At 59.1% G+C, this 25,916-nt stretch carries 21 protein-coding genes, 1 tRNA gene and 2 rRNA genes (1 of these 24 running past the window's edge); 15 read left to right on the top strand and 9 right to left on the bottom strand.

Annotated features, from left to right (window positions below):
- Nucleotides 1-7 precede the first annotated feature (7 nt).
- The 3 genes from ACQK2G_RS00960 to ACQK2G_RS00950 are packed head-to-tail and all read left to right on the top strand — an operon-like array spanning nt 8 to nt 3,201.
- Nucleotides 8-1,036: an extracellular solute-binding protein gene (locus ACQK2G_RS00960; protein ID WP_425403135.1), complete on the top strand. Its 1,029-nt coding sequence runs from the start codon at nt 8-10 to the stop codon at nt 1,034-1,036.
- Between the two features lie 13 nt (nt 1,037-1,049).
- Nucleotides 1,050-1,847, top strand: a complete 798-nt coding sequence (locus tag ACQK2G_RS00955; RefSeq protein WP_425403134.1) for a carbon-nitrogen hydrolase family protein — start codon at nt 1,050-1,052, stop codon at nt 1,845-1,847.
- Nucleotides 1,837-3,201, top strand: coding sequence for an aminotransferase class III-fold pyridoxal phosphate-dependent enzyme (locus tag ACQK2G_RS00950; protein WP_425403133.1), 1,365 nt, complete (start codon nt 1,837-1,839; stop codon nt 3,199-3,201). Before ACQK2G_RS00955 ends, ACQK2G_RS00950 begins: the two co-directional genes overlap by 11 nt.
- A gap of 53 nt (nt 3,202-3,254) precedes the next feature.
- On the opposite strand, the gene ACQK2G_RS00945 is transcribed toward ACQK2G_RS00950, so the two are convergent.
- The 6 genes from ACQK2G_RS00945 to ACQK2G_RS00920 all read right to left on the bottom strand — a co-directional run bounded on the left by ACQK2G_RS00945 (nt 3,255) and on the right by ACQK2G_RS00920 (nt 9,832).
- On the bottom strand, nt 3,255-3,992 hold the full coding sequence (locus tag ACQK2G_RS00945; protein ID WP_425403132.1) for a GntR family transcriptional regulator: 738 nt from the start codon (nt 3,990-3,992) through the stop codon (nt 3,255-3,257).
- Between the two features lie 168 nt (nt 3,993-4,160).
- The gene (locus ACQK2G_RS00940; protein WP_425403131.1) at nt 4,161-4,955 is read right to left on the bottom strand and encodes a DUF2189 domain-containing protein; all 795 of its coding nucleotides are present in this window, start codon (nt 4,953-4,955) and stop codon (nt 4,161-4,163) included.
- A 120-nt stretch (nt 4,956-5,075) separates the two neighbouring features.
- Nucleotides 5,076-6,596: a glucosylglycerol-phosphate synthase gene (gene ggpS / locus ACQK2G_RS00935; protein WP_425403130.1), complete on the bottom strand. Its 1,521-nt coding sequence runs from the start codon at nt 6,594-6,596 to the stop codon at nt 5,076-5,078.
- Nucleotides 6,593-7,393, bottom strand: a complete 801-nt coding sequence (locus ACQK2G_RS00930; RefSeq protein WP_425403129.1) for an HAD family hydrolase — start codon at nt 7,391-7,393, stop codon at nt 6,593-6,595. The genes ggpS and ACQK2G_RS00930 overlap by 4 nt, the downstream gene beginning before the upstream one ends.
- On the bottom strand, nt 7,390-8,514 hold the full coding sequence (locus tag ACQK2G_RS00925; RefSeq protein WP_425403128.1) for an NAD(P)H-dependent glycerol-3-phosphate dehydrogenase: 1,125 nt from the start codon (nt 8,512-8,514) through the stop codon (nt 7,390-7,392). Before ACQK2G_RS00925 ends, ACQK2G_RS00930 begins: the two co-directional genes overlap by 4 nt.
- A 4-nt stretch (nt 8,515-8,518) precedes the next feature.
- Nucleotides 8,519-9,832 (bottom strand): MFS transporter, encoded by a 1,314-nt coding sequence (locus ACQK2G_RS00920; RefSeq protein ID WP_425403127.1) that lies wholly within the window; start codon nt 9,830-9,832, stop codon nt 8,519-8,521.
- Nucleotides 9,833-10,178: 346 nt separating this feature from the next.
- Here ACQK2G_RS00920 and ACQK2G_RS00915 point away from each other — a divergent pair, with 346 nt between their 5' ends.
- From ACQK2G_RS00915 to ACQK2G_RS00860, 12 genes are all read left to right on the top strand, one after another.
- Entirely contained in the window at nt 10,179-13,487 is a 3,309-nt protein-coding gene (locus tag ACQK2G_RS00915; protein WP_425403126.1) for a DUF2126 domain-containing protein, read from the top strand.
- A 3-nt stretch (nt 13,488-13,490) separates the two neighbouring features.
- Entirely contained in the window at nt 13,491-15,884 is a 2,394-nt protein-coding gene (locus ACQK2G_RS00910) for a circularly permuted type 2 ATP-grasp protein (protein ID WP_425403125.1), read from the top strand.
- 6 nt (nt 15,885-15,890) lie between these two features.
- Nucleotides 15,891-16,769: a transglutaminase family protein gene (locus tag ACQK2G_RS00905; RefSeq protein ID WP_425403124.1), complete on the top strand. Its 879-nt coding sequence runs from the start codon at nt 15,891-15,893 to the stop codon at nt 16,767-16,769.
- 165 nt (nt 16,770-16,934) lie between these two features.
- Nucleotides 16,935-17,816, top strand: a complete 882-nt coding sequence (locus ACQK2G_RS00900; RefSeq protein WP_425403123.1) for an isocitrate lyase/PEP mutase family protein — start codon at nt 16,935-16,937, stop codon at nt 17,814-17,816.
- 39 nt (nt 17,817-17,855) lie between these two features.
- Nucleotides 17,856-18,770 (top strand): alpha/beta fold hydrolase, encoded by a 915-nt coding sequence (locus ACQK2G_RS00895; protein ID WP_425403122.1) that lies wholly within the window; start codon nt 17,856-17,858, stop codon nt 18,768-18,770.
- A gap of 127 nt (nt 18,771-18,897) precedes the next feature.
- The gene (locus ACQK2G_RS00890; RefSeq protein WP_425403121.1) at nt 18,898-19,788 is read left to right on the top strand and encodes a LysR family transcriptional regulator; all 891 of its coding nucleotides are present in this window, start codon (nt 18,898-18,900) and stop codon (nt 19,786-19,788) included.
- Between the two features lie 197 nt (nt 19,789-19,985).
- Complete coding sequence (locus ACQK2G_RS00885; RefSeq protein ID WP_425403120.1) at nt 19,986-20,792, top strand: phytanoyl-CoA dioxygenase family protein; 807 nt, start codon at nt 19,986-19,988, stop codon at nt 20,790-20,792.
- Nucleotides 20,793-20,867: 75 nt separating this feature from the next.
- Nucleotides 20,868-21,536, top strand: a complete 669-nt coding sequence (locus tag ACQK2G_RS00880; protein WP_425403119.1) for an amino acid ABC transporter permease — start codon at nt 20,868-20,870, stop codon at nt 21,534-21,536.
- A gap of 2 nt (nt 21,537-21,538) precedes the next feature.
- Nucleotides 21,539-22,189, top strand: coding sequence for an amino acid ABC transporter permease (locus ACQK2G_RS00875; protein WP_425403118.1), 651 nt, complete (start codon nt 21,539-21,541; stop codon nt 22,187-22,189).
- A complete protein-coding gene (locus ACQK2G_RS00870) occupies nt 22,176-22,904 on the top strand; it encodes an amino acid ABC transporter ATP-binding protein (protein WP_425403117.1) in 729 nt (242 codons plus the stop codon). The genes ACQK2G_RS00875 and ACQK2G_RS00870 overlap by 14 nt, the downstream gene beginning before the upstream one ends.
- A gap of 44 nt (nt 22,905-22,948) precedes the next feature.
- Nucleotides 22,949-23,755 (top strand): transporter substrate-binding domain-containing protein, encoded by an 807-nt coding sequence (locus ACQK2G_RS00865; RefSeq protein ID WP_425403116.1) that lies wholly within the window; start codon nt 22,949-22,951, stop codon nt 23,753-23,755.
- A 176-nt stretch (nt 23,756-23,931) separates the two neighbouring features.
- The gene (locus ACQK2G_RS00860) at nt 23,932-24,579 is read left to right on the top strand and encodes a 2-hydroxychromene-2-carboxylate isomerase (RefSeq protein ID WP_425403115.1); all 648 of its coding nucleotides are present in this window, start codon (nt 23,932-23,934) and stop codon (nt 24,577-24,579) included.
- A 270-nt stretch (nt 24,580-24,849) separates the two neighbouring features.
- On the opposite strand, the gene ACQK2G_RS00855 is transcribed toward ACQK2G_RS00860, so the two are convergent.
- The 3 genes from ACQK2G_RS00855 to ACQK2G_RS00845 all read right to left on the bottom strand — a co-directional run.
- Nucleotides 24,850-24,926 (bottom strand) — tRNA-Met (locus ACQK2G_RS00855).
- Nucleotides 24,927-25,125: 199 nt separating this feature from the next.
- A 5S ribosomal RNA gene (gene rrf / locus ACQK2G_RS00850) occupies nt 25,126-25,241 on the bottom strand.
- A gap of 177 nt (nt 25,242-25,418) precedes the next feature.
- Nucleotides 25,419-25,916, bottom strand: a 23S ribosomal RNA gene (locus ACQK2G_RS00845) (it continues 2,243 nt past the right edge of the window).

Here is a 25,916-nt window from a genome sequence, read left to right as displayed (position 1 = left end):
GCTTCAAATGAAGAAACTTCTCATGACCGCTTCCTTGGCTTTTTTCGCGCTCACCGGCGCGGCACAGGCCGAAGGCAAACTATCGATCTATCACTGGTTTGAATACATCCCGCAGGAACTGCTGGATAAATTCGCAAAGCAGTATGACGTCGAGGTGACGATGGACACCTATGACAGCAACGAAGCGCTGCTCGCCTCCCTGAAGGCAGGCAAGCTGGGCGCCTACGACGTCGCCGTGCCGGGGGACTACATGGTCGAGATCCTCGGCAACGAAGGAATGCTCGATACATTCGAACCGTCCGAGCTTTCCAACTTCGGTAATATCGAGGCTCAGTGGGCGGATGTCGGTTTCGATCCGGGCCGCAAGAGCTCAATTCCCTATCAGTGGGGATCAACCTCCTTCTCCGTCAACCGTGATGTCTATTCAGGTCCAATCGACAGTTTGTCGCTCATCTTCGATCCGCCTGAAGAATTGAAGGGCAAGATCAACGTCCTCGACACGGCGGGAGAAACTCTGACACTCGCTTCCCTGTATCTGGGCATCCCCCAGTGCAGCCCGGACAAAGCACAGTTGAAAGAGCTGAACGCATTGGTCCAGGACGCCAAGCAACACTGGGCCTCCTTCGGTTCGGATGTCGCCAAGGACGTCCTGGTATCCGGCGATGCGGCTGCCGGCATGATCTGGTCGGGCTTTTCCGCCAAGGCGCGTTCGGAAGGCGCCAATATCGAATATGCCTTCCCGAAAGAGGGCTACATCGTCTGGATGGACAACGTCGTTCTGCTGAAGGACGCGCCCAACCGTGAAAACGCGTTGAAGTTCATGAACTTCCTGCTGGAACCGGAAAACGCGGCAGCCGTCACGAATTACGCGCAATACACCGCCGGTGTGAAAGGCGTCACCCCCTTCCTGGATCCGGCAGTGGCGAATTCGCCTGAATCAAACCCGCCCGCGGGTCAGAAAGGCGTCTTCGTTCAGGCCTGCCCGCAGGATGTCCAAGTCCTTTATGACGCGATCTGGACCAACCTGAAGAAATAGGACGGGGCAATCGGTGAGCAAATCGATGAAACTCGCCCTGTACCAGGGACCGGCGATCGGCGGCGACATCGAAGCGGGCTTCATCCGCATCGAAAAACAGCTGTCGGCCGCCGCCCTATCGGGCGCACGGATGACCGTGTTCCCCGAGGTTTTCATACCGGGCTACAACCGGCCCGATCTCCACCGCTCCCTCGCCCAGCCATTGGACGGGGAGTGGACGGAGAGGCTTTCGGAAATCGCAAGAAAGGCGGGCTGCGGCCTGACCATCGGTTGGGCCGAACAATTCGACGGCAAGGTCTTCAACGCAGCCACCTGTTTCGACGAGAGCGGCGAAAGGATCGCCCATTACCGGAAGATCCAACTCTACGGCCCGATGGAACAAGCCAGCTTCGAATTCGGAGACTGTTATACCGTCTTCGAACTGGCGGGCCGCAAGGCCGCCCTGCTGATCTGTTATGATGTAGAATTTCCGCAGCATTGCATTGCACTGGCGAACCAGGGCGTTTCGTTGATCCTGGTGCCGACGGCAAACCCACGCGGTTTCGAATATGTATCGGATATCCTGGTGCCTGCCCGCGCGGCTGAAATGCGGTTGACCATCGCCTATGCAAATTTCTGCGGCAAGGAAGGCGATATAGCCTTCGGCGGCCGCTCCGTCATCGTCGGCCCTGACGGCAAGGCGCTCGCCTCAGCCGGGACCGGCGAAACTCTTCTGGTGACCGATCTGTCCGCGCTCGACACGATCGATCAGACCTTACTCTCACAACAACAAGCGGATTACAGGAGGATTGGGAAAACCGATGACGCTTGACCTGGATACCAGCACCGACGGGGTGCTGACCGCTGACACGCATTTGATTCAATCCTTCGCCGATCTGAACGCGTTGAAACAGGACGGAGCCCGCACCGTCATCGTCGAAGCCGAGGGCACGATGGTTCGCGACAGCGAAGGCAACGAGTTGATAGACGGGATAGGCGGATTGTGGTGCGTCAATGCCGGCCACCGCCGGAAGGAAATCATCGACGCGATCACCGATCAGCTGAACCAGCTCGATTTCTACTCCACCTTCTACAATTTCACGCACCCGACCGCCGCCGCGCTGTCGGTAAAGATCTCGGAACTGGCGCCCGGCCACCTCAACAAGGTCCATTTCGGAAATTCCGGATCCGTTGCGAATGACAGTGCCGTGCGGATGCTGCATCACTACAACAATCGTCTCGGCCGTCCGAACAAGAAGAAGATCCTAAGCCGCATCGGCGCCTATCACGGCTCCACCCATCTGGCGATCGCCATGACCACGCCCGCCTATTCGAAAGGTTGGGACAGTGCCGATGACTTGGTTCACCATCTTCGCTCTCCGCATTACTGGCGGCATGGCGGCGGTGTTTCAGAGGAAGAATTCCTCGATCTTCTTGTTGAGGATCTCCGCTCTTCGATCGAAAAGATCGGTGCGGAGAATATCTGCGCCTTCATCGCCGAACCGATCATGGGCGCCGGCGGCATCATCGTCGCGCCGGAAGGGTACCATGCCCGCATGGCCGCTGTTTGCGCGGAGAACGAAATCAAATACATCGCCGACGAAGTGGTTACCGCCTTTGGACGGCTTGGCCATTTCTTCGCGTCGAAGGACGTCTTCGGCGTCACCCCGGACATCATCACCACCGCCAAGGGCCTGACCTCCGGTTACCAACCGATGTCGGCGACCATCATTTCGGACGAGATCCATGAAGTGATTTCCGAACCGGGCGAAAAGTTCCTTCACGGCATGACCTATTCAGGCCATCCGGCCGCCTCTGCCGCGGCGCTTGCCAATATCGCGCTGCTGGAGCGGGAACAGATACCCGAGCGCGTCCGCACCACCGGCAAAATTTTCGAGAATGCCCTGCGCGCCTTGGACGATATGGAAATCGTCGGCGAGGTCCGTGGCAGCCATTTCATGATGGGCATCGAGTTCGTGAAGGACAAGGAAACCAAGAAGGAATTCGAGGAACACGAGGCCATCGGCCTCAAAGTGGCCCAGGCCTGCCAGGCACGCGGCCTGATTGCCCGGCCGCTCGGCAATATCCTGATCCTATCGCCGACACTGATCCTGTCGGAAGGCCAGATCCACAAGATCGTCGGGATCCTGCGGGAGAGCATTGCCGAGGTTTCATCGAACCTTTAGGCACGTCGCCCGCCGCGGCGCCGGGCTTCAGCGATCATGCGAGGTTGGACGGCCTAACCCGTCTGGCTTCGCATGAACATTTGCAGCCGTTTCCGCTGGGCCCCCTTGATATGCAGAGCCATGGCATCCCGCGCGGCGTCCGGATCATGGGCCCTGATCGCATCAACAATGGCGCGATGTTCGTCAACCGCTTGCTTCCGGCGGGCTCCTTCCGCCAAGGTCGAGCCGCCCAATAGTATCATCGAATTGTCGAGCGCGCGGATACTGTCGATCAGGTAGCGGTTATGGGCCGACTGCGCGAGCGTTTCGTGGAAAATCTTGTTGTAGTTGACCGATTGTTTCGGATCGTCTTCCAGCGCCGCGCTCTCCATCTCAACGATGTCGGTCAGTATTTCGATTTCAGGATCGGTAGCCTGCTGCGCGGAAAGGCCTGCTGCCGTACTCTCCAGCACAAGGCGCATGGCATACAGCTCTACCACTTCCTGGTATTCGAGCTGCCGAACGGTCAGACCCTGGCGCGGCGAATGCCGCAACACGCCCTCTGTTTCAAGGCGCTGAACGGCCTCGCGGATCGGTGTACGGCTGACATTCAGGGAATCGGCAAGTTTGGTTTCAGTGACACGTTGTCCCGGCGCCAACTCGCCGGAGATGATCGCGTTCCTGATCTGTTGATAGACATTGCCTGAAAGCGCATCGCCCCGGCCGGCGAGGCGGGTCCCTCCATCGACGGAGACTTCCGACGAACGCTGTGCCTGTTGTTCGGCATCACCCTTGTTCTTGTCTGTCTTCATTGCCGAACCGGTTTCGGTAATTGTCTTGTCGTGTCAGGCAATCGCCTTGTCGGGTTGCATTATCGGATATCCGAATGGGCAAGAAAACACAGAAAGAGGATCTGACCTCAATTCAGGCTTGGCGCCATTTCCGGGAGAGATCGAAATCCTTTCCGCCGCGGTCCGCCGTTACTTTTCCGAAATCAAGCTTTCGTATAGATGCCAGGATGCATGGCCGAGGACGGGAAAAACAAAAATCACGCCGACGAAAAGCGGCGCAATGGCGGCCAGGGCCAAAGCGCCGACGGCCGCCCCCCAGCAAAGCATGACAAAAGGACTGGCCAGTACCGATTTCACGCTGGTGATCATCGCGGTTACGAAGTCAACGTTCTTGTCCAGCAATAGCGGCATGGCAATGACGGTGATCGAAAACAGGATGGTGGACAAAACCGCACCGACCGCGGAGCCGACCGCCAGGAATACAAGCCCGTCGCCGGTCGTCAGCAGGTTCTGGAACAAATGCTCCAGAGACCTGAAGCCTTGAAAGTTCAGCGTGATCGCGAAAATGAGGCGTACCTGATAGGCCCATATCCAGAAGACGAACAGAACCACAAAGGCCATCCAGCCGAACTCCCGCCGTTGCTGTCGGAAGATGACCAGGAAAATATCGGTCGCCGAAAAGGAATCCGTACTCTTCAGACGGCGTGACATTTCGTAGAGGCCGGCCGCGAGGAACGGTGCGACCAGAGGGAATCCGACCCCCACGGCCACGACCATCCAGAATTGATCGAACACCGCGAACCCGGCGACCAACAGCGCCCCGAAAAGCGCATAAACGAGGCCGAAAAACATGCTGAGCATCGGGCGTCGCGTGAAGTCACGCAGCCCCGCACCAAAAGCGGCTTTTACATCGTCAAATGTCGCCACCTTTACATCCAGCCGGATTGGCTGCTGAACCTGGGCCTGTTCCGTCTCCGCTTGCATATCCGGGCCTTTCTCTGGAAGCCGCTTGTCATTAGGAGCATCTCTCGGGATGCATTAACCCTATTTTATGCAAGGTTTTCCGATCAGGCCAGCCCGTGCTTCAGCGGCGGCGCATGCGATTTAGGCAATTTTTCGGTTCACGAAGGGGAGGGCTTGAACCTTCGGCGGCGCCATCGCCGCGCGCAAATCGTCGGCCCAGTCGCCGATCGTGTGGTTTTGCACAGCTTTGCGCATGGATTCCATCCGCTGGTTTACTTCCTCGACAGGCATGTCCAACGCCTGATCAATGGCTTGGTCCATCGACCGCGTTGAAAACGGGTTGCAAAGCACTGCATGCGGCAGTTCAACCGAGACACCCGCAAATTCGGACAACACCAGTGCGCCGCGGCCATCCGTGCGAGAGGCGACGAATTCCTTCGCCACCAAATTCAACCCGTCCGCCAAAGGCGTGATCCAGCACACATCCGCCCGCCGGTAGAACGCGGCCAATTCCTGGAAAGGAATCGGAGTCGACATCAAATGTACCGGCTGCCAGTCGAATTGGGCGAAACGGGCATTGATGCGGCCGGCCAATCCCTCGATTTCCTGCTGAACCTGTTCATAAACCGCCATGCCGTTATTCGCCGCGACCGACACCAGCAGCAATCGGACGTCACCATGCAGTTCCGGCCGCCGCTCCAGGAGACGTTCGTAAGCGTAGAGCAGTTCCACGCCGCCTTTGGTGTAGTCCGTACGGGACACGGAAAGAAGCAGACGTTTGCCGTTGAGTTCTTCATCGATCCGTTTTTCCAAAGCCGCTGTTTCGGCCGCTTCGGCGCGCTCCTCCACGAAATCGACATCGATTCCCACCGGGGTGGCGGCGACCCGCACACGTCGGCCTTCATGGGTAAGCGCCACGGGCGTTTTCAGTTCGGAGAGAGCGCCGCGAAGGTCGATGTCCACTGTCTCGACCGGGGCCCGCTCCACCGCATCGAGCTCGAACAGGCTTTCGCAGACGGCCGCGAAATTCTGGGCGTATCGGGCGATGTGGAATCCGACCACATCGCATTTCAAGAGCGATCCGACGATTTCCCGTCGCCAGGGCAGTATGTTGAATGTATCCGGCCCCGGGAACGGCGTGTGATGATAAAAGCCGATTTTCGCATTCGGCTTCATCTGGCGAAGATATTCCGGCACGAGCCACAGATTATAGTCGTGCACCCAGATGGTCGCATCGTCGCTCGCTTCCTGGGCCGCGGCCTGGGCGAAGGCGAAATTCACCTCTCGAAAGGTCGGCCAGTCGACCGGGTCATAATTGTACCGCTCGCGAAAGGCATGCAGCACCGGCCACAGCGCTTCCTTTGACGTGACATGATAGAAACTCCGCACCTGTTCCCGCGAAAGAGCGAGCCTCGCGACACGGTAATCGCCATAGGCGTCCGAAATTTCGACAACGCGCTCAAAGTCCGGGTTGCTCGGGTCGGCCGCCTCCTTCCAGGCAATCCAGGATCCCTGGTCGACATGTCCAAAGAAGCTCTTCAGGGTCGGCACGATTCCGTTCGGGCTTTTGTTCTCTCGCCGAACCAGAACGCCGTTCTCGACGACCTCCTCATAGGGTTGACGATGATAGACAATGACAAGATCGGACTTCTTTTCACTCATGCCGGCACCTCCATTTCCATTTCAATTGCGCGCGCCACCGTATCGGCGAAACCAAAGAACTCGATGGCTTCAAGAACACCACCAGCCCCATGACGCTGCGCTGCAAGGACGTTCTCGCGATCCTCGATCTTTCTCATCAGGGCGGGCTCGCTGTTCCCCACCGCCACGCCTTGTAGCCCCGTCTCGAACATGGACAGGTCGTTTAGCGTATCGCCTGCCACGAGAACGCGATTTGTCGGGACGCGCTGCGTTTCGAGCAGCCTCAGCAGCGACGGCCCCTTGCTGACCCCTCTGGGCAAAACGTCAAGGAACCGGTCATCCGAGATAAGACAATCGAACCCGGCAGCTTCGATCACGCGTGTTGTCACGCGATCGAAGCGGTTGGGATCGTAGTGGTAGCTCATCCGATACCGAAACGGACCGGTTTGCGGCGTGATCCCCGGTGTCGCATCGAGATGATCGCGTATGGCGGCTATGCCTTCGCCCCACAGGGCCGCTATCGGAGCCTCCATTGTCGCATCCGGCGAAAGCCGGTTGGTGGACTGGTCTCGCGATGCGATGGTCGTGCCGACGTCACCGACGACGAAATCGGGCCATGGCATGACCCCATCCGCGCAGGCACTTTCGATAAAGGGTAGATCCCGGCCGGTCACGAAGATCAGCTCGACAATGGACCGGTGCATTTCGATCCAATTGTACAAAGCCTGTCGTTCACTCTCCGACCCGCCCAGGAAGGTTCCGTCAAGGTCGGTCGCCAAGGTGAATACAACTTCTTTGTTTTCGTTCGGCGCATTCATCCGATCAATCCTTCAATCTTTTCCCGAGCCTCGGATGCGTTCGGATGACGGATTGTCACATCGATCTCATGCGACTCCGCTTCCAGCGGACGGGCCCATAGCAGGCCCAGCGTCGAGACAATATCCGCGTCGTCATGGACAATGGCACGGACCGCCTCACAGATCGGCAGGGTCAACCCATGTCGGCGCGCCAGATCCGTGACGGAGACTGAATTACGAACCCCTTCCACGATCACCGGGGCCCCGTCGAAGGTCTGTTCGCGTTTCGCACCGCCCCCCAGTTGCAGACCGAAACGCAGGTTGCGTGACTGCTCGCTGGAGCAGGTCAGCGTCAGGTCGCCAAGGCCGGACAGGCCGCTGATCGTATCGGCACGGCCGCCGAGTTCGGTGGCCAACTGGGTCATTTCCGCCAAGCCGCGTGTGATCAATGCGGCCGTCATGTTCGCGCGGAATCCAGCGCCGCGCGAGATCCCACACGCGATGGCGATCACGTTTTTCATCGCGCCGCCGATCTCAACCCCCGTCAGGTCGTCGGAGACGTAGGCTCGGAAGGATCCAGCACTCAAGGACAGCGCCAATCGGGCGGCCAACCCGGTATCGAGCGCTTCCCCCGGGGCAAGGGCCGCCGCAATGGTTACTGTTGTGGGAAGGTCCGCCGCGATCTCATCCGCGAAAGTCGGACCGGATAGCGCCGCCACGGGGTGCCCCGGCATTTCCTCACGCACGACATCGCTGAGTAACAGCCCCGTCGAAGGTTCGACCCCTTTGGCGCAGATAACCACGGGCATCAAGGGACGGCAGACAGCACGCATCGCTCGCGCGGCGTCCCGGATCCCGGCGGATGGAACAACCAGCAACGCGGCCTCCGCCCCTTGCAGCGCGTCCTCAATTTCGGTGAAAGCCTGGATGCCGTCTGGCAATACCGTGTCGCCCAGATATGCCGTGTTTAGGCGGTCGCGGTTGATCTCATCGACCGTTTCCGCATTACGCCCGAACAGACGCACGGCCAGCCCGGCACGAGCGGCGGCGGCCGACAGCGCCGTACCGAAAGCGCCTGCACCAATCACCGCAAGCGTTTCAAATCGTCGGCGCGGCATCGTCCAATGATCGATTGCGTTCACTGCCCTATCGCTCCTTGTCACTGGTATCCATCTCGGCCTCCATGAGAGGAAGCGGCTCGATCGGCGCATCGTCACCCACCCCTTCGAGCGCGGCGTCGGTAGGGGCCAGAATGGCGCCGGACAACCCAGCGGCGGCCGGGGCGAAGTCCTGAGCGCCCGGCGCATCAGAGGCTTCACGGCGCGTCATCCGCCAAAGGGCATAAATCGTGGTGGCGACGGCGCAGGCGGCAATCAGCCAGAACAGGGCAATCGGCCCGAACAACGTCATCATGACCGAGCCGAGGACAGGTCCGATCGCGGCGCAGCCGCCAAAAACAAGCAGGAGCGCACTGGCGAGTTGGACAAAATCGCCATCGCCCACGAAGTCGTTCGCGTGGGCGATGCACAGGCCGTACTGGGTCAGCAACAGACCGCCGAACAGGAAGGCTACTGCCAGCAATGTCGAACCGCTGCCGAACGCACCAAATGCAATCATGCCGGCAATGACACCGAGCACCACATTGGCGCTACTGATCACGACTCGGCGGTCAATCAGGTCCGACAGGCGGCCCAGCGGCAGTTGCATGGCGGCCCCGCCCAAAATGGTAACCGTCATTGCAACAGCGATTTCATCGGGCATTGCCCCGACCTGCACGCCGTAAAGCGGCGCCAATCCCCAAAAGGCCCCATTCGCGATGCCGGCCATCGCCGTGCCGACAAAGGCGAAAGGTGAAATTTGCGACAAACCGCTGAAGCTGAAATGCGCGGTTCGCGTTGCCGCCGGCGCTTCCGTCCGGGTCAATCCGACGGGCAAGACCGCGAGCGACACGAGAACCGACGCATAGACGAACAGTTCGAAACTCTTAGGGTCATCCGCCTGGAGCAATAATTGCCCGAAAGCGACGGCGCCCAGGTTCACGAAGAAATAAGCCGACAACAGGACGCCGCGAAATTCCTTCTCCGCACGTCCGTTCAGCCAACTTTCTACAACGAGATAAAGGCCGGCGATGCAAAACCCGGTAATGAAACGGAACACGCTCCAGGAGATCGGATCGACAAGCACGAGATGAAGCAGCGCCGCGCAGGATGCGAGCGATGCCAGCCCGGCAAATGTTCTGATATGGCCGACGCGCGAGACATAGACGGGAGACAGCAGAGAACCGGCTAGGAATCCGAAGAAGTAGAACCCCATCAGGCTCCCGACCTCGATGCTGGAGAAGTCCTCCAGCCCGGCCCGGACGCCCAGAAGAGTGTTTTGAAGCCCGATGCCCAACATCAGCAGAGCAACACTCAACAACAGCATCGTGAAAGGAGTTATCCGCACCAACGCGGTCAGCATGGGTTAACCCCCCACTCATCTTTTCGTTCGGATACTGAGATGACGCGACCTCTTCGCTGTTTATTTCCGAAACGATTATAATCCCGACCAGAAATTTCGCAACTGCAGCATTTTTGTTCGCTATTGCAGCATTTTGCCATTTGGCGTCGAGACGACGAAAAACGGACCTCCGCACGAAGAAAAGGGGCGTCGTCATGAACCGGAAAGAAAAAGGTTCATAACTTCGTGCCATTTCATTCCTGAGCCTTCCTCTCGAAACGGCGCACAGAATTACCTTTGGAAAACCACCGCATATATGAAATGTTTGAGGGCGTGTTGCGTTGCAAACAAATGCGGAATTTAGACTGTGTCGATCAAAGCCAGCATCTACCACAAGACCCACTACCAGTATGACCGGCCCGTTTCGCTTGGCCCGCAGATCATCCGGCTTAGGCCGGCCCCGCATTCAAAAACCCGGGTGATCTCTCATTCCTTGAAGGTTTCCCCATCGGACCATTTCGTGAACTATCAACAGGATCCATATGGAAACTGGCTGACCCGCTTCGTCTTCCCGGAGCCGGTAACCGAGTTGCTGATCGAGGTCGATCTGACCGCGGACATGACGGTCTATAACCCGTTCGATTTCTTCGTTGAGGAATCCGCGGAGAAATGGCCCTTCGACTATAGCGACGACTATCTGTCCGATCTGCATATCTACCGCACGCCGGAACCGGTCGGCCCCAGACTGCAGTCCTTTCTCGATACCATCGACCGGTCCGAACAGCCTTGCGTCGATTTCATCGTCAATCTGAATGCCCGCATAGCGGAGGAAATCTCCTACGTCATCCGCATGGAGCCGGGTGTCCAGACGCCAGAGGAGACACTGGAGGCAGGCAAGGCGTCCTGCCGGGATTCCAGCTGGCTGTTGGTACAAATCCTGCGGAATCTCGGTTTCGCGGCCAGGTTCGTTTCCGGCTATCTCATTCAATTGAAGCCCGACCTGGAAGCGTTGGACGGGCCGAGCGGCACGGATCACGACTTCACCGATCTGCATGCCTGGGCGGAGGTGTTCATCCCCGGCGCCGGCTGGATCGGTTTGGATCCGACTTCAGGCCTGTTGACCGGAGAGAGCCATATTCCGCTCGCCGCGACGCCGCATTATCGCAACGCCGCGCCGATTTCCGGCATGGCCAGCGCCGCGAATGTCGAGTTCGACTTTGACATGCAGATCAAGCGGGTCGCCGAACATCCGCGCATCACCAAACCGTTTTCAGACGAGTCCTGGGACGCGCTGAACAAGCTCGGCGAGCAGGTCGACGAAGCCCTGACCGCAGGCGATGTACGCCTGACCATGGGCGGAGAGCCGACTTTCGTCTCCATCGACGATTTCGAAGCGAAGGAATGGAACACCGAGGCGGTCGGCCCGACCAAACGCGACTTGGCGGACAAGCTGATCCGGCGGTTGCGTGACCGCTTCGCGCCGGGCGGATTCCTGCATTATGGGCAGGGGAAGTGGTATCCGGGGGAAAGCCTGCCGCGCTGGACTTTTTCTCTATATTGGCGCCGGGACGGCAAACCGATCTGGCGCGACGCGGATCTGGTCGCGGCGGAAAAATCAAAAACCGGCGCCACGGCGGCCTCGGCTGGCGAATTGTTGGCCGGTATCGCCGAGCGTCTGGAAATCGAACCGGAAATGGTTGTCCCCGCATTTGAGGATCCGGCGGAATGGATCGTCAAGGAAGGCAACCTGCCTGAGAACGTGACGCCGGAGAATTCAGAACTGAAGGACCCGGAAGCCCGTCATCGCATTGCAAAAGTGTTCGAACGCGGACTAACCGAGCCGTCCGGCTATATCCTGCCGGTGCAGCGCTGGCAGGCTGCCAGCAAGGGGCGCCGCTGGCGGTCGGAAAAATGGAAGTTGCGTCGTGGCCATCTGTTTCTTGTCCCTGGGGACAGCCCTGTCGGCTTCCGCCTTCCCCTGGAGGCCCTGCCTCATTTGTCGAGCGCGCAATACCCCTATATTCACCCCGCCGACCCGACGGAACCGCGGGGTGAGCTTCCCGATTTTGAGGAGATCGACCAGGCCCGCGCCAGCTTCACCGCCGCGGAACCCGGGCAGGAACGCGTCGATCAGCAATTGGACAATACAACCGAGGCGGTTCGCACCGCCCTGTCGGTGGAGCCGCGAGACGGACGACTCTGTGTGTTCATGCCGCCGGTCGAACGATTGGAAGACTATCTGGAACTGATCGCCGTTACGGAAGACACGGCCAAACAATTGGGCCTGCCTGTCCATATCGAAGGATATACACCGCCGCAGGATCCGCGGATGAATGTCATCCGCGTCGCCCCCGATCCCGGGGTCATCGAGGTCAATATCCATCCGGCCAGCAATTGGCAGGAATGCGTCTCAATTACCGAAACTGTGTATGAAGAGGCACGCCAGTGCCGTCTGGGCGCCGACAAGTTCATGATCGACGGACGGCATACCGGCACCGGCGGCGGCAACCACGTGGTGGTCGGCGGCGCGACAACCATGGACAGCCCCTTCCTGCGCCGCCCTGACCTGCTGCGGAGCATGATCCTGCACTGGCAGCGACATCCGAGCCTTTCTTACCTGTTCTCCGGCCTGTTTATCGGGCCAACCAGTCAGGCGCCGAGAATCGACGAAGCCCGCCATGACAGCCTTTATGAGTTGGAAATGGCGCTCGATCAGATCCCGCCTCCTCTTGAGGGCGACGCGCCCCCGCCTTGGCTCGTCGACCGGTTGTTGAGAAACGCCTTGATCGACGTCACCGGAAATACGCATCGCTCGGAAATCTGCATCGACAAGCTGTACTCGCCGGACGGCCCGACGGGGCGTCTGGGCCTAGTGGAATTCCGCGGTTTCGAGATGCCGCCGGACGCCCGCATGAGCCTGGCCCAGCAAGTCCTGATCCGGGCCCTGATCGCCCGTCTCTGGCATGAGCCGGTTACCGGCAAGCTGACCCGCTGGGGCACGATCCTGCACGACAGGTATATGCTGCCGCATTTCGTCTGGACGGATTTCCTGGAAATTCTTCGGGATCTGAACGATCACGGTTATCCATTCCGCTCGGAATGGTACGAGGCGCAGGCCGAATTCCGCTTCCCCTTCTGCGGCGCCGTCGAATACGAAGGCGTGGAAATGGAATTGAGGCAGGCGCTGGAACCCTGGCATGTCCTGGGTGAAACCGGTGCGATCGGCGGCACGGTCCGGTACACGGACAGTTCGGTCGAACGCCTGCAAGTGAAGGTGACGACAACCGACACCGACCGTTATATCGTGACATGCAACAGGCGTCGCGTGCCGTTGCAGAAGACGGAGACGGCCGGGGTCGCCGTCGGCGCCGTCCGCTTCAAGGCGTGGCAGCCCGCCATGGCGCTGCACCCGGTGCTGCCCGTCAACGCGCCGCTGACCTTCGATATTTTCGATACCTGGACCGGCCGGGCAATCGGCGGCTGCGTGTATCACGTCGCCCATCCCGGCGGACGCAACTATGAAACATTCCCGGTCAACACCTATGAGGCGGACGCCCGGCGGTTGGCCCGCTTCGAACCACATGGCCATACGCCGGGAATGTACGAACCGGTCATGGAAAAGCCGCATCCGGAATTCCCGTCGACCCTAGACCTCAGGCGGCGGCCGGGTCTGTAACCGATGCCGACAACCGCCCCGCCAATGACAGCACCGCTGGACCAACTGCTTGCCAATTATCATCCGCCCGCCGGCGCCGCGGATGAGGTTTTCTCACCAGACGGAAATGTCCGGCCCGTCTGGCGCAACTTCCTGGAACATGTCTCCGGTCAACCGGAAGACGAACTGCTGAGCCGGTTCGGGCGGGGCGATCAATATCTGCGCGATGCCGGTGTGTTCTACCGGCAATACGGCGCCGGCGAATCCGTTGAACGAACATGGCCGTTGAGCCATATCCCCGTCCTTGTCGACGGCGATGAATGGCAGTGGATATCGGACGGTCTGGTACAACGGGCGGACCTGCTGGAGGAGGTCTGCGCGGATCTCTACGGGGCAAACCGACTGGTCGCGGGTGGACACCTGCCCGCCCGCCTGATCGCCACCAGCCGGGAATGGCTGAGACCGATGGTCGGTGTGACGCCGCGTTCGGATCACTTCCTGCATTTCCTGGCTTTCGAGATCGGCCGTGGTCCGGACGGCACCTGGTGGGTTCTGGGGGATCGGACCCAGGCGCCTTCAGGCGCAGGCTTCGCGCTTGAGAACAGAATGGCGACCGCGCTTGCCTTCTCCGACTATTTCAAGGAAGCGAATATCGAGCGCCTTGCGAGCTTTTTCAGGTTGTTTCGGCGGGCTCTCCGGGAATTGAGCGGCGACGCTTTCGACCAGGCGACGATTTTGACGCCCGGCCCCATGAACGACACCTATTTCGAACACACATACACCGCGCGCTACCTCGGAATGAACCTGCTGGAGGGGGAAGACCTTGTCGTCGAACGCGGCCAGGTCATGGTCCGTACCGTGGAGGGGCCCAAGCCGATCAGTGTTATTTGGCGCCGCCTCGATGCCGCCTTCGCGGATCCTCTGGAACTGGAAGAAAACTCGCAACTCGGGACACCCGGTCTGGTCAATGCCGTGCGCAACGGCAGTGTATCCGTGATCAACGCGCTCGGCGCCGGGATCCTGGAAATGCGGGCTTTTCAGGCTTTCATGCCGCGAATTTGCGAACATCTTCGCGGGGAAAACTTGAAGATCCCGAATGTCGCGACTTGGTGGTGCGGTCAGCCGAACGAACACGCCCATGTCCTGGCGAATTTCGATCGGATGATGGTCAGCCGGGCGCGTTCGGTCAGCCTGCCTTTCGAGGTGGACGGAGAGACCGCGATCGCCGGACGTTTCACGAATGAATCGGAGGCATCGGTTTCCGACTGGCTCAAGCAAAACGGACAAGATCTCGTCGGTCAGGAAGCGGTCAAGCTTTCCACCACCCCCGCCTTCGTCGATGGACAGGTCGTGGCACGGCCGATGAGCCTGCGCGTCTTCATGGTTCGGACGAGCGACGGATGGCAGGTGATGCCGGGGGGATATGCGCGCATCGGCCGTACCGAAGATCCGACCGCTCTGACCATGCAGCATGGCGGTTCTGTTTCCGATGTCTGGGTATTGCGGAACCACCCGGTATCCAAGGAAAGCGCGCTGGACGGCAAGAAACGACCGTATCTCCGTGCGCAACCGGGGCTATTGCCGAGCCGTGCGGCCGATAATCTCTTCTGGCTCGGCCGGTATGTCGAAAGGGCCGAATTCGTCATCCGGATGCTGCGCGCCTATCACTCCCGACTGGCGGAGTTTTCGGACAGCAGCGCGGCGCTACTGCAGTCCTTCGGCACCTTCATGCAGACCTATGGGGTCGATCCCGCGACCGGCGGCGCAGATGGTCTTGCGGCTATCCTGTCCAGCACAATGGGGGCCGCCGGCAAGGTACGGGATCGTTTTTCAGTCGATGGTTGGGCCGCCCTGCACGACGTCTCCAATACCGCCTATCAAGGCTTTCCGCCCGGCAACGAGACGGCTCACCAGATGGGAATCCTCCTACGGAAACTCAGCGGGTTTTCGGGATTGGTGCACGAAAACATGTACCGGTTCATCGGCTGGCGCTTCCTGACGATTGGAAGATCATTGGAACGTGCGCAGGCGATCCTGACCATGCTTGCGGCCATGGCAGACGAGGACGCGCCGGATGGGGCGCTGGATCTGGCGATCGAAATCGGCGACAGCCTGATGACGCATCGACGCCGCTATGCGATTTCCTCCACACATGAATCCGTCGTCGATTTATTGGCGCTCGATGAAATGAACCCACGCTCCGCCCTGTATCACCTCGCCGAAATCAAGCGGCAGACGGACGTATTGCCGGGCGCCGCCAAGAATGGGCAAATGTCGGACCTGTCGAAAGCCATTCTGAAGACCTATACCGGTCTCGCCGTGGAGAGCGCCGAAGATTTCACCTCCGGACAGGCCGGCCGCCATGCGGCTGAAATTTCCGAATTGTCCGAGTTGATCTCGCGGCATTATTTTCGGTAACGCGCCATGCTCTACGATATAAAACTGACGATCTCATACGACTACGAAAGGCTGGCCGATACCGGCCGTCACCTTCTCAGACTGCAGCCGCTCAACATCGAGGGAGAACAACGGGTCGTCTCCAGCTTTCTCAGCGTCGACCCGTCGCCTGTCGAGCGGACCGACCGGGTAGACTTCTTCGGAAATTCCGTGGTCGAGATCGCCTATGGCGATGCCCATCCCGATATGCGGTGTTCGGTTCGCGCCCGTGTGGACAGAATACAAATGCCGACGACCTTCGACATCTCGACACCCGTCGACAGAATCTCCGATGAAGCCGCGAGCGTCGCCAGCTTGGCGCACGACGCCCCGTGTCACTTCCTTGGGTCATCGCCTCGGATCGCCCTCGACCCGGCGATGGCGGCCTACGGCCGCGACCATGTAACCGCCGGCATGTCGACCATGGAGGCGGTTTGCGCGATTGGGACGGCATTGTACAACGATATGGAGTTCGATCCGGCCGCAACCACCGCCGATACGCCCGCCGCGGAGGCATTCGCCCGGAAACGCGGCGTATGCCAGGACTTCACCCATATCATGATCTCATGTCTGCGCGGAATTTCGGTACCGGCAGGGTATGTCAGCGGCTTTCTACGAACCTTGCCGCCGGAAGACGGGCCGCGCCTGGAAGGCGCCGATGCCATGCATGCCTGGGTCAGGGCCTGGTGCGGTCTGGAATTCGGCTGGCTGGAATTCGATCCGACAAATGCGCTTATCGTCGGTTCCGACCATATCGTGGTCGCCCGGGGGCGGGACTATGCAGACGTGAACCCCGTGAACGGCGCCATGCGCACCTCCGGGGACCAGACCAGCCACCAGGCTGTCGACGTCATTCCGCTTCACTGACGCCTTCCGCTCCGCCGTGCCTTGCAGGGTAAGCGGACCCGACCGCCACTCCGCATTTGCCATAACTGAATTTACCGGGCCGAACTGGATGACGCGGCGGCTTGTCGGTACCGTGATGCCGGAAAACAGGGAAACAGGCACAAGTTTGCGGAGGGGAAACTAGAAATGGCCAAGAAACCGCGCGGGCGGAAATCGTTGCTGGAGGTCTTCCGCGACCATGACATAGTCCTAGCGCCCGGCGCCTATGATGTAATGTCGGCCCGCCTTATCGAACAGAGCGGCTCTCCCCTGGTTTATCTTTCCGGTTTGGCGAACGAGGCGAGCGATCTCGGCTATCCCGACCTGGGATTCACGAATGCCGTGGAGATTATCCGCAAGGCGGGCGCCATCAGCCGCGTGGTCGACACGCCTGTTGTCTGTGACGCGGATACAGGGTTTGGCGGGCCGGTCAATGTCGCGCGCACGGTGCGGGAATTCGAAGCTGCCGGCGTCTCGGCAATCCACTTGGAAGATCAGGTCTTTCCGAAACGTTGCGGTGTGCTGGCCGGCAAGGAAGTCGTCGATGCCAAGGCCTTCGCACAGGTCATCGGGATTGCCTGCGACAGCCGGAAAGGCGACGATTTTTCCATTATCGCGCGTAGTGATGCCAAGGGGACGGACGGCGTCGACGGTGTCATCGACCGCTTGCGTCGTTACGTCGATGCGGGGGCCGACGCGGTGATGCTGGGCGATTTTTATACCGCCCGGGACTACGAGAAGATCGTCCTTGGCGTGAACGTACCCGTCGTCGCCTGTGCCGTGGACAAGGACAACTACGACAAACAACCGGATTATTCGCGTGACGAATGGCGATCCATGGGCGTGAAAATGGTGGTCTATTGGCACCTTCCGCTCTTTGCCGCGATGCGCGCCGTTCGGGAAGCCGTCGAACACCTCTCGCGGCATGGATCCCTCTCCGAGCCATCTCTGGCGGTCGACGGATACAAGGACTACGCCAGGGCGGTGGATTTGGACTCCTGGATGGACCTAGCCGGCGACGGCAGTTGAAGTGACCACGATCGGGCAACAGCGAAGGGAGGACCATCGATGACGACCCGCGATTTGTCACACCCCGGCGGCGACTGGACCCACGGCAGGGTCGAGATCAACGGCGTCGACATGCATTACGTCCGCGAGGGGAGCGGCCTGCCGGTGCTGCTGCTGCACGGTTGGCCGGAATTCTGGTGGGGGTGGCACCGGAACATACCGGTCCTGTCGAAGCATTTCGATATCGTCGCGCCGGATTTCCGGGGGTTTGGCGACACCGTCGAAACGCGGGCGGAGCCCGCCGGTCCCGACACCCATGCGGCAGATATTCTGGCCCTGGCCGACGCCCTGGGTTTCGAGAGGTTCGGCCTGGTCTCGCACGATGTCGGTGCCTATGTCGCGCAAACGATCGCCCGCAAGGCACCCGACCGTGTGGCCGGCCTGTTCTTCTTCAACGGCCCGCATCCGGGTATCGGCCGCCGCTGGGTGGAGGCAACCCAGATCCGCGAAATCTGGTATCAATCCTTCAATCAAATGCCCTGGGCCGCGCAACTGGTCGGGCACAACCGGGAGACCTGTCGGATCTTCTTCGAAAACATGCTGCGGCATTGGGGGCATGTGCAGGAAGCATTCGATGGGCAGATCGACTTCTTCGTCGACAATTTCATGAAGCCCGGCAACATCGAAGGCGGTTTTGCCTGGTACAAGGCAAGCCACGAAGCGCGCATGGCCCTGATCAGAGACGGTGCGCCCGATCTTGCGCCGATCGAAACCCCGGCGCGATTCTTCTGGGGTCGGCATGACCCGATCCTGCGGAGCGATTGGACGGACAATCTAGGCGACTATTTCGCGAATGCGGAGATCGAGATCGCGGATTCGGCGGGACACTTCGTTCACTTCGAGGCGCCGGACCGCGCCAACCCCAGGGTCATCGACTTTTTCAACCGACTGGACATCAGCGCTCCCCCCTGCTGACGGGAGCCACTTCGGGCCGCCGCGAACAAAAGGCAACCTTGAATCTCACCCTTAAAGCAGCCAGAAACGAAGTTCAGCAATTTCGTGCAAACGCTGCACGGCCCGACATCGAACTTGGCCACGGAACGTGAACCTTCAACAGCTTGAGACATTTCTGACCGTTATCGAGTTGGGGTCTTTCACCAAGGCCGCCGAGAGACTGAACTCGACGCAATCCACGGTCTCCATGCGTATTTCGGAACTGGAACAGGAGTTGGGCGTCCAACTGCTGGATAGATCGCAAAGACGGATACGCCCGACGTCGAAGGGGCGAGATCTTCTGAAATATGCGTCGGAGATCAATCGGCTGAAACAGGCCATTCACGAGAATGTCGGCGACTCGGAGAAACTGACGGGCACGATCCGCCTGGGCGTGACGGAACTGATCGCCGTAACCTGGCTTCCGGCGCTCATAACCGCGCTGAACCAGCACTACCCCAAGATCGACCTGGAACTGGAGGTCGGGGTAAGCGGCAATATCTACGACAAGATCGGTGCCGGTGATTTCGACATACTTGTGCTGCCCCGGGACCGTACCATGGCGCCCGGCCTTGTTATCGAAGACCTGTACGAATCGGAATTCCGGTTCTTCGCGAATCCGTCCCTGGGGCTCGACGGTCGCAAAATCCAGCCACAAGAACTGCAAGCCCAAACGGTTATTGCGCCCGACCGCAATTCCTCTATTGCGAGAATTCAAGCCCGCTGGTTCCAGGACAACGATATAAACCCCACCTGCATCAGAACGTCGAATTCCATGGAGATCTGCGCAATTCTGGCAAGGTCGGGATTTGGCGTGGCCTTGTTGGCCTACGACTACTACAAGCGGGAAGTACCGACCGGGCAGCTGGTTCCTTTGAACGTTTCCCCATCGGTTCCGATGGTACCGTTCTCGGCGGTATATCTGGATGGCGTCCTGCCACCCCACGTCTCGAAAACAATCGAACTTATACGCCAGATCGTGCAGAGCGGCGCACTGTAAAGCAATCGTCCAACCGCGACTCCACCACGCCAACTAGCCTCCATATCATCCAAAAAATGGATCATTTTGATCAGTTTTTATCATTTGTGTGGATAAAACGGCGCCGATAGCATCCCGATGAGTGTTACAGATTTGGGACAAACGGCACGCCGCTCCGGTCAAATGGGAGACTGGCGTGTTTCCACCGGGGGCTGGTCATGACTGAATACAAACCTTCTGAATTGAATGCGGACGCCGCAGAAACCTATAAGAAGGACGGGATCGTTTGTATTCGAAACGCCTTCAGTCCTGAAGAAGTGGAATTCCTTCGCCAGGTCGCCGCACAGGATATGGCGGCACCGAGCAAGATGAGCGAAGACGCAACGCGAGACGGCAGCGGCCGCTTCTTCAGCGACACCTTCGTTTGGAAACATATACCGGAACTGGAGCGGATCGTGAACGGTTCCCGGGCTGCGGACTATGCCTGCGCGCTGCTTCAATCAAAGAAGGTCAATCTCATTTTCGATCAATTCCTGATCAAGGAACCGGGTACCTCGACCCCGACGGTCTGGCATCACGATCAGACATATTGGCCGGTAGCGGGTGATCAGGTCTGCACGCTTTGGATCGCGTTGGATCCCGTGACCAAAGAGACCGGCGCTGTTGAATATGTGAAAGGCTCGCACCGGTGGGGCCAACGGTACAAGGCGGAATCCTTTGTCGACAAGGATCGTTACAAAGAAGACCTGCCGCCCGTCCCCGATATCGAAGCAATGCGCGGCAAGTTGGACATCGCCATGTATGAGATGCAGCCCGGCGATGCGACCCTGCATCACGGCCTGACGGTCCACGGTGCGCCGGGCAATTCCCGAACCGACCAGACCCGACGTGCATATGTCATGCGTTTTGCCGGTGAGGACGTGACCTACAATCCCCGCCCGAATCTACAGCGCATGCACAGCGATCCCGGCATCCCGTTCGGTGCCCCGCTGGACTGCGATCTCTTCCCCGTTCTACGGCAGTAGCGCCACCCCTGCGAAGCCCCCGCCACGGCGGGGGCGCCGTTTACGCGGGATCATCTTGTTGGGTTGGGGGGGCGGATGTCCTACGACTTCAGTTTCGGGCCGGTTTTCCGGAATTTCGACTTGCTCCTCGAAGGAGCGTTTCTGACCATACAGCTTTCCGCCGTGACGATCGCGCTCGGCCTTATCATCGGCTCGCTTGGCGCCGTAGTGAAAGTCTGGGGTCCCAAGCCGGCGCGGATCGCCATCACGTGTTATGTGGATTTCATTCGTAACACGCCGCTTCTGGTCCAGCTATTCGTTGTCTATTTCGGTCTTCCCACAATCGGCATCGGATTGTCCGCATCGCAAGCCGCGATCGTCGGCCTGACGATCTATACCGGCGCCTATACTGTCGAAATCGTTCGTGCCGGCATCCAGGCGATCCCCAAAAGTCAGATCGAAGCGGGCCTTTGCCTTGGCCTGAGTTATGTCCAGGTCTTCCGCTACATCATAATATTCCCCGCGCTGAAGATCGTTTATCCCGCGCTGACCAGTCAGTTTGTCTTGATAATGCTGGGGAGCAGTCTCGTCTCCCTGATCTCGGCGAAAGAATTGTTTCACGCGGCGGCCTTCCTGGACTCCCGCACGTTCCTGCCTTTCGAGATCTATCTCATCGTCTCTCTGATGTATCTCGCGATGTCTCTCGGCTTCCGCGGATTGTTTTTCGCGATCGGCCGGGTCGCCTTCAGCCGTGGGGGGAACTGACCATGCTTCGCGAATTCGGGACCGACGATATCCTGTTGCTGCTCACCGGCGCGCAATGGACGGTGCTGCTCTCGCTCATCGCCTTTGCGGGCGGCGGCATCCTCGGGCTTCTGGTCGCAGTCGGCCGCGCATTGGGGCCCACGCCGGTAAAGCTGATCACGGAGGGATTCATCAGGATAGTCCAGGGAACGCCCTTGCTGGGCCAACTGTTCCTTTTCTACTTCGGCTTCAGCATTTTCGGCTTTGATGTCTCTGCCTGGGTGGCCGTATCGGTTGCCATGATCTTCTTCTCCAGCGCGTTCCTGGGTGATGTTTGGCGTGGCTGCATCGAAGCCGTGCCGAAAACCCAGTGGGAAGCCGCCGAAGCACTGGGAATGAGTTTCTTCGAACAACTGCGTTACGTGATTTTGCCGCAGGCAATTCGGATCGCCGTCCCGCCGACCGTGGGCTTCATGGCGCAGATCGTCAAAAACACCTCTTTGTCCGCCGTGGTTGGTTTCGTCGATCTGCTGCGGGTTGGTCAACTCGTGACCGCGGCGACGTTCGAACCCTTCACGGTCTATCTGGTCGTGGCGTTCATGTATTTCGCGCTCTGCTATCCGCTCTCCCAATGGAGCCGTCACCTGGAGAAGAAGTTCAATGCCGCTCATTAGTATCGAAGAAATTCACAAGAACTTTGGAAAACTCGAGGTGCTCAAAGGGGTTTCGCTCGACATCGAAGAAAGCGAGATCGTCGTCATCATCGGCAGAAGCGGGTCCGGCAAGAGCACGCTGCTGCGATGCATCAACGGATTGGAAAAGGTGGAAACCGGATCCATAACCGTCGACGGAACAACGGTCAGCGACCCGAAGGTGGACCTGCGGCGCCTCCGCCAGGAGATCGGCATCGTTTTTCAGAGCTACAACCTTTTCCCCCATCTCTCGATTGAACGAAACATCACGCTTGCGCCGCAGGTCGTGAAGAAAATGTCGAGCGAGGAGGCAAAACGCTCCGCTCTCGCCGCTCTGGAAAGGGTCCAACTGGCGAACAAGAAGGATGCCTACCCGGGGCAGCTTTCCGGCGGACAGCAACAACGCGTGGCCATTGCCCGATCCCTGGCGATGTCCCCGAAGATCATGCTGTTCGATGAAATCACCTCTGCCCTCGACCCGGAACTGGTCGGCGAAGTGATGAAGGTGCTCGAAACCCTGGCACGGGAGGGCATGACGATGGTGCTCGTTACCCATGAAATGGGATTTGCCCGGAATGTCGCGAACCGCGTCGTGTTCATGCATCAGGGAAAAGTTTGGGAACAGGGGCCGCCGGACAAGTTGTTCGGCTCTCCGGAAACGCCGGAACTCGCGAGTTTTATCAGCTCGGTTTTGTAAGGCACCGCAACAACAGTGAATACAAGCAGCAGAAAGGATTACCAATGAACAGGTTGGCAAGAGTACTTGGCGGCGTCGCGGTAGCGGCGACCGCCTTCATAGCGGCGACGACCGCCGGCATCGCGCATGAGGAATCGACCCTCAAGAAGGTCATCGAAAGAGGCAAGGTCGTAATCGGCGTTCCTGTCGACTCCCCGCCCTTCGGCTCGGTGGACACGAATGGCGAACCAATGGGTTTCGACATCGATATGGCGAAACTTCTGGCGGAGCAGCTTGATGTCGAGTTGGAGATGGTTCCAATGACGTCCGTGAACCGAATTCCGTTCCTGCTGACCGGCAAGGTCGATGTCCAGGTGAACCTGTTCGGTGCGACGCCGCAGCGGGCGCGTCAGATCGCCTTCACCTCCCCTTATACCGGCCTGATCATCGGCGTGTACGGGCACCCGGACGTTACTGTCGATTCCGCCGACTCGGTCGGAGACTACCGGATCGCCGTCGGTCGCGGGACCACGATGGATACGACGCTGTCGCAGATGGTTCCGGATGACAATATTGTCCGGTTCGAAGATGAAGCCACGGCACAAGCCGCTGTCTTGTCCGGCCAGGCGGACATGTGGGCCGCAGTCAACATGCATATCATCGAATCCAACAATCAGAACCCCGAGCGACCGCTTGAGCTCAAGTTCATCATGCGCCGTGCGCCGGCCTCCATTGGTCTGCGCCAAGGGGATCCGGATTGGCTTCGTTGGCTCGAAACCTTCGTCTACTTCAACAAGATCAACGGCAATCTCCAGGCCCTTCACCAGAAATGGCTGAATGAGGATCTGCAGAAAGACCTGCCGACATTCTAATCCAATGGCCGGCGGTGCGGGTTCAGCGATGAAGCCCGCACCGCCGCTCCGACACACAATCCAATCGACGCGAAGAGGCCGGCGGATCACACGCCGGCTTTTTGATAGGCCGGGCATGGATCGTCGCAACATACACACTGGGCAGACGAAGCACGGGCCGCCACCAGGGGAAACACATGAACACGATAGAGTATTTTTATTCCGCGCATTCCGCCTACGCCTATCTCGGGCATCGGAAACTGCTGGAAATTTGCAAGAGGCATGACTGTGAACTCGTTCACCGGCCGATTGACCTGAGACCCGTGGTGAGGGCCGTCGGAAGCCTGCCGTTCGACAAGCGAACCAAGCACAATGTCGACTATCACTTCGGCAGGGAAATCGAACGCTGGGCGGAATTCCGAGGCGTGGAAATCCTGAATCGACGCCCGACCTATCACGACCATGGGCTCAATTTATCGAATGGCATGCTTATCGCCGCGATCCGCCAGGGTGCGGACATCGACACATTGTCCCATGCGGTTCTGCGCGCCCACTGGTTGGACGACATAGACCTCGATGATGCCGACCAATTACACCAGGTCGCGACACAAATTGGTCCCGACTACGGAACATTCGTCGATCTGGCGATGGACGAGACGGTTCAGCACGTTCATCGGGAGAACACCGCGGAAGCAATCGACCGCGGCATATTCGGATCCCCGACATACTTCCTGAACGGCGATATGTATTACGGACAGGATCACCTGGAACTGTTGGAACGCGGCCTTGTCCACCCATTCAAACCGCACACTTTCCAAAACCCTGAGCCCGGCGCACCGCGCTGATCGTCTCGCGGGGAGACAGAGTGCGCAATTCCGGCGGCTCGCTCCCGTTCATCCTTCCCCACCCGATCCAGAAGCCCCGCTTTGTGCGGGGCTTTTTTGTTTGGTTTCGGGGACAGGATTGCGGGTGCTCGGGCTTTTCCCTGCGCTCCCAGGTCTCCGCTTTGCTCCGACTGAGCCTTTGGGCAAAGCCTTCTTTTGGCAGGCTTTGCGAGGTCCTGATCCATGGCCCCATAACCAATAAAAAACCCGGCTCGAAGCCGGGTATTTTATTGGTTGCGGGGACAGGATTTGAACCTGTGACCTTCAGGTTATGAGCCTGACGAGCTACCGGGCTGCTCCACCCCGCGTCGGTGAGGGTTTTACCTCTATTTGAAGCGCTGAGTTTACCGAGGGATGCCCGGTATCTCTTTAAGATCCTGGCCCGGGCTTGCGCCCTAAGCCGTCTCTTGCGGGCTGCTCCACCCCGCGGATGTTTGTATGTGTTGTTGGGGGTGTGGATTTGGTGTTGTGTTGTGTTTGGCTTTTTTGTCGTTCTGTTCAAGGAAGGCCTGGCGGCGACCTACTCTCCCGCGGCTTAAGCCGAAGTACCATTGGCGCTGGGGGCTTTCACTTCCGAGTTCGGGATGGGATCGGGTGGATCTTCCCCCGCCATAACCACCAGGCCGTCCTTGAACAGAAGAACGATGTTGATGAAGCGCGCTGTAGATTTGAAGTTTTGAGTTCGTATTACCGAGATTTTGTGTATTTGCTTCGAGATTTACTCATTCTGCGTCGACTGATTGTTTTCAGCCGGCTCAGCGAATGTGTAGTTGGTTCTTACCGCTATATGCGGTGAAGAGGATTTGAAGCCTATCGAACGATTAGTACTGCTCAGCTTCGCACGTTACCGCGCTTCCACATGCAGCCTATCGACGTGGTGGTCTTCCACGGTTCTCAGCGAGACCTGGTTTTGAGGGGGGCTTCCCGCTTAGATGCCTTCAGCGGTTATCCCGTCCGCACATAGCTACCCTGCTGTGCCACTGGCGTGACAACAGGTCCACCAGAGGTGCGTCCATCCCGGTCCTCTCGTACTAGGGACAGCTCCTCTCAAGTCTCGTACACCCACGGCAGATAGGGACCGAACTGTCTCACGACGTTCTAAACCCAGCTCACGTACCTCTTTAAATGGCGAACAGCCATACCCTTGGGACCTGCTCCAGCCCCAGGATGAGATGAGCCGACATCGAGGTGCCAAACACCCCCGTCGATGTGGACTCTTGGGGGGTATCAGCCTGTTATCCCCGGAGTACCTTTTATCCGTTGAGCGATGGCCCTTCCACTCGGGACCACCGGATCAC

It is taken from the genome of Hwanghaeella sp., from assembly GCF_965227365.1.
Classification (GTDB): Bacteria; Pseudomonadota; Alphaproteobacteria; order UBA8366; family Aestuariispiraceae; genus Hwanghaeella.
This window is presented reverse-complemented; position numbering and strand designations above follow the sequence as displayed.

What these genes read in the sequence shown, in the direction of transcription:
- ACQK2G_RS00905 (WP_425403124.1), top strand. Translation starts at nt 15,891, where the DNA reads ATGCTCTACGATATAAAACTGACGATCTCATACGACTACGAAAGGCTG.
- ACQK2G_RS00860 (WP_425403115.1), top strand. Translation starts at nt 23,932, where the DNA reads ATGAACACGATAGAGTATTTTTATTCCGCGCATTCCGCCTACGCCTAT.
- ACQK2G_RS00945 (WP_425403132.1), bottom strand. Translation starts at nt 3,992, where the DNA reads ATGAAGACAGACAAGAACAAGGGTGATGCCGAACAACAGGCACAGCGT.
- ACQK2G_RS00900 (WP_425403123.1), top strand. Translation starts at nt 16,935, where the DNA reads ATGGCCAAGAAACCGCGCGGGCGGAAATCGTTGCTGGAGGTCTTCCGC.
- ACQK2G_RS00870 (WP_425403117.1), top strand. Translation starts at nt 22,176, where the DNA reads ATGCCGCTCATTAGTATCGAAGAAATTCACAAGAACTTTGGAAAACTC.
- ACQK2G_RS00865 (WP_425403116.1), top strand. Translation starts at nt 22,949, where the DNA reads ATGAACAGGTTGGCAAGAGTACTTGGCGGCGTCGCGGTAGCGGCGACC.
- ACQK2G_RS00960 (WP_425403135.1), top strand. Translation starts at nt 8, where the DNA reads ATGAAGAAACTTCTCATGACCGCTTCCTTGGCTTTTTTCGCGCTCACC.
- ACQK2G_RS00885 (WP_425403120.1), top strand. Translation starts at nt 19,986, where the DNA reads ATGACTGAATACAAACCTTCTGAATTGAATGCGGACGCCGCAGAAACC.
- ACQK2G_RS00880 (WP_425403119.1), top strand. Translation starts at nt 20,868, where the DNA reads ATGTCCTACGACTTCAGTTTCGGGCCGGTTTTCCGGAATTTCGACTTG.
- ACQK2G_RS00940 (WP_425403131.1), bottom strand. Translation starts at nt 4,955, where the DNA reads ATGCAAGCGGAGACGGAACAGGCCCAGGTTCAGCAGCCAATCCGGCTG.
- ACQK2G_RS00950 (WP_425403133.1), top strand. Translation starts at nt 1,837, where the DNA reads ATGACGCTTGACCTGGATACCAGCACCGACGGGGTGCTGACCGCTGAC.
- ACQK2G_RS00910 (WP_425403125.1), top strand. Translation starts at nt 13,491, where the DNA reads ATGCCGACAACCGCCCCGCCAATGACAGCACCGCTGGACCAACTGCTT.
- ggpS (WP_425403130.1), bottom strand. Translation starts at nt 6,596, where the DNA reads ATGAGTGAAAAGAAGTCCGATCTTGTCATTGTCTATCATCGTCAACCC.
- ACQK2G_RS00930 (WP_425403129.1), bottom strand. Translation starts at nt 7,393, where the DNA reads ATGAATGCGCCGAACGAAAACAAAGAAGTTGTATTCACCTTGGCGACC.
- ACQK2G_RS00875 (WP_425403118.1), top strand. Translation starts at nt 21,539, where the DNA reads ATGCTTCGCGAATTCGGGACCGACGATATCCTGTTGCTGCTCACCGGC.
- ACQK2G_RS00920 (WP_425403127.1), bottom strand. Translation starts at nt 9,832, where the DNA reads ATGCTGACCGCGTTGGTGCGGATAACTCCTTTCACGATGCTGTTGTTG.
- ACQK2G_RS00895 (WP_425403122.1), top strand. Translation starts at nt 17,856, where the DNA reads ATGACGACCCGCGATTTGTCACACCCCGGCGGCGACTGGACCCACGGC.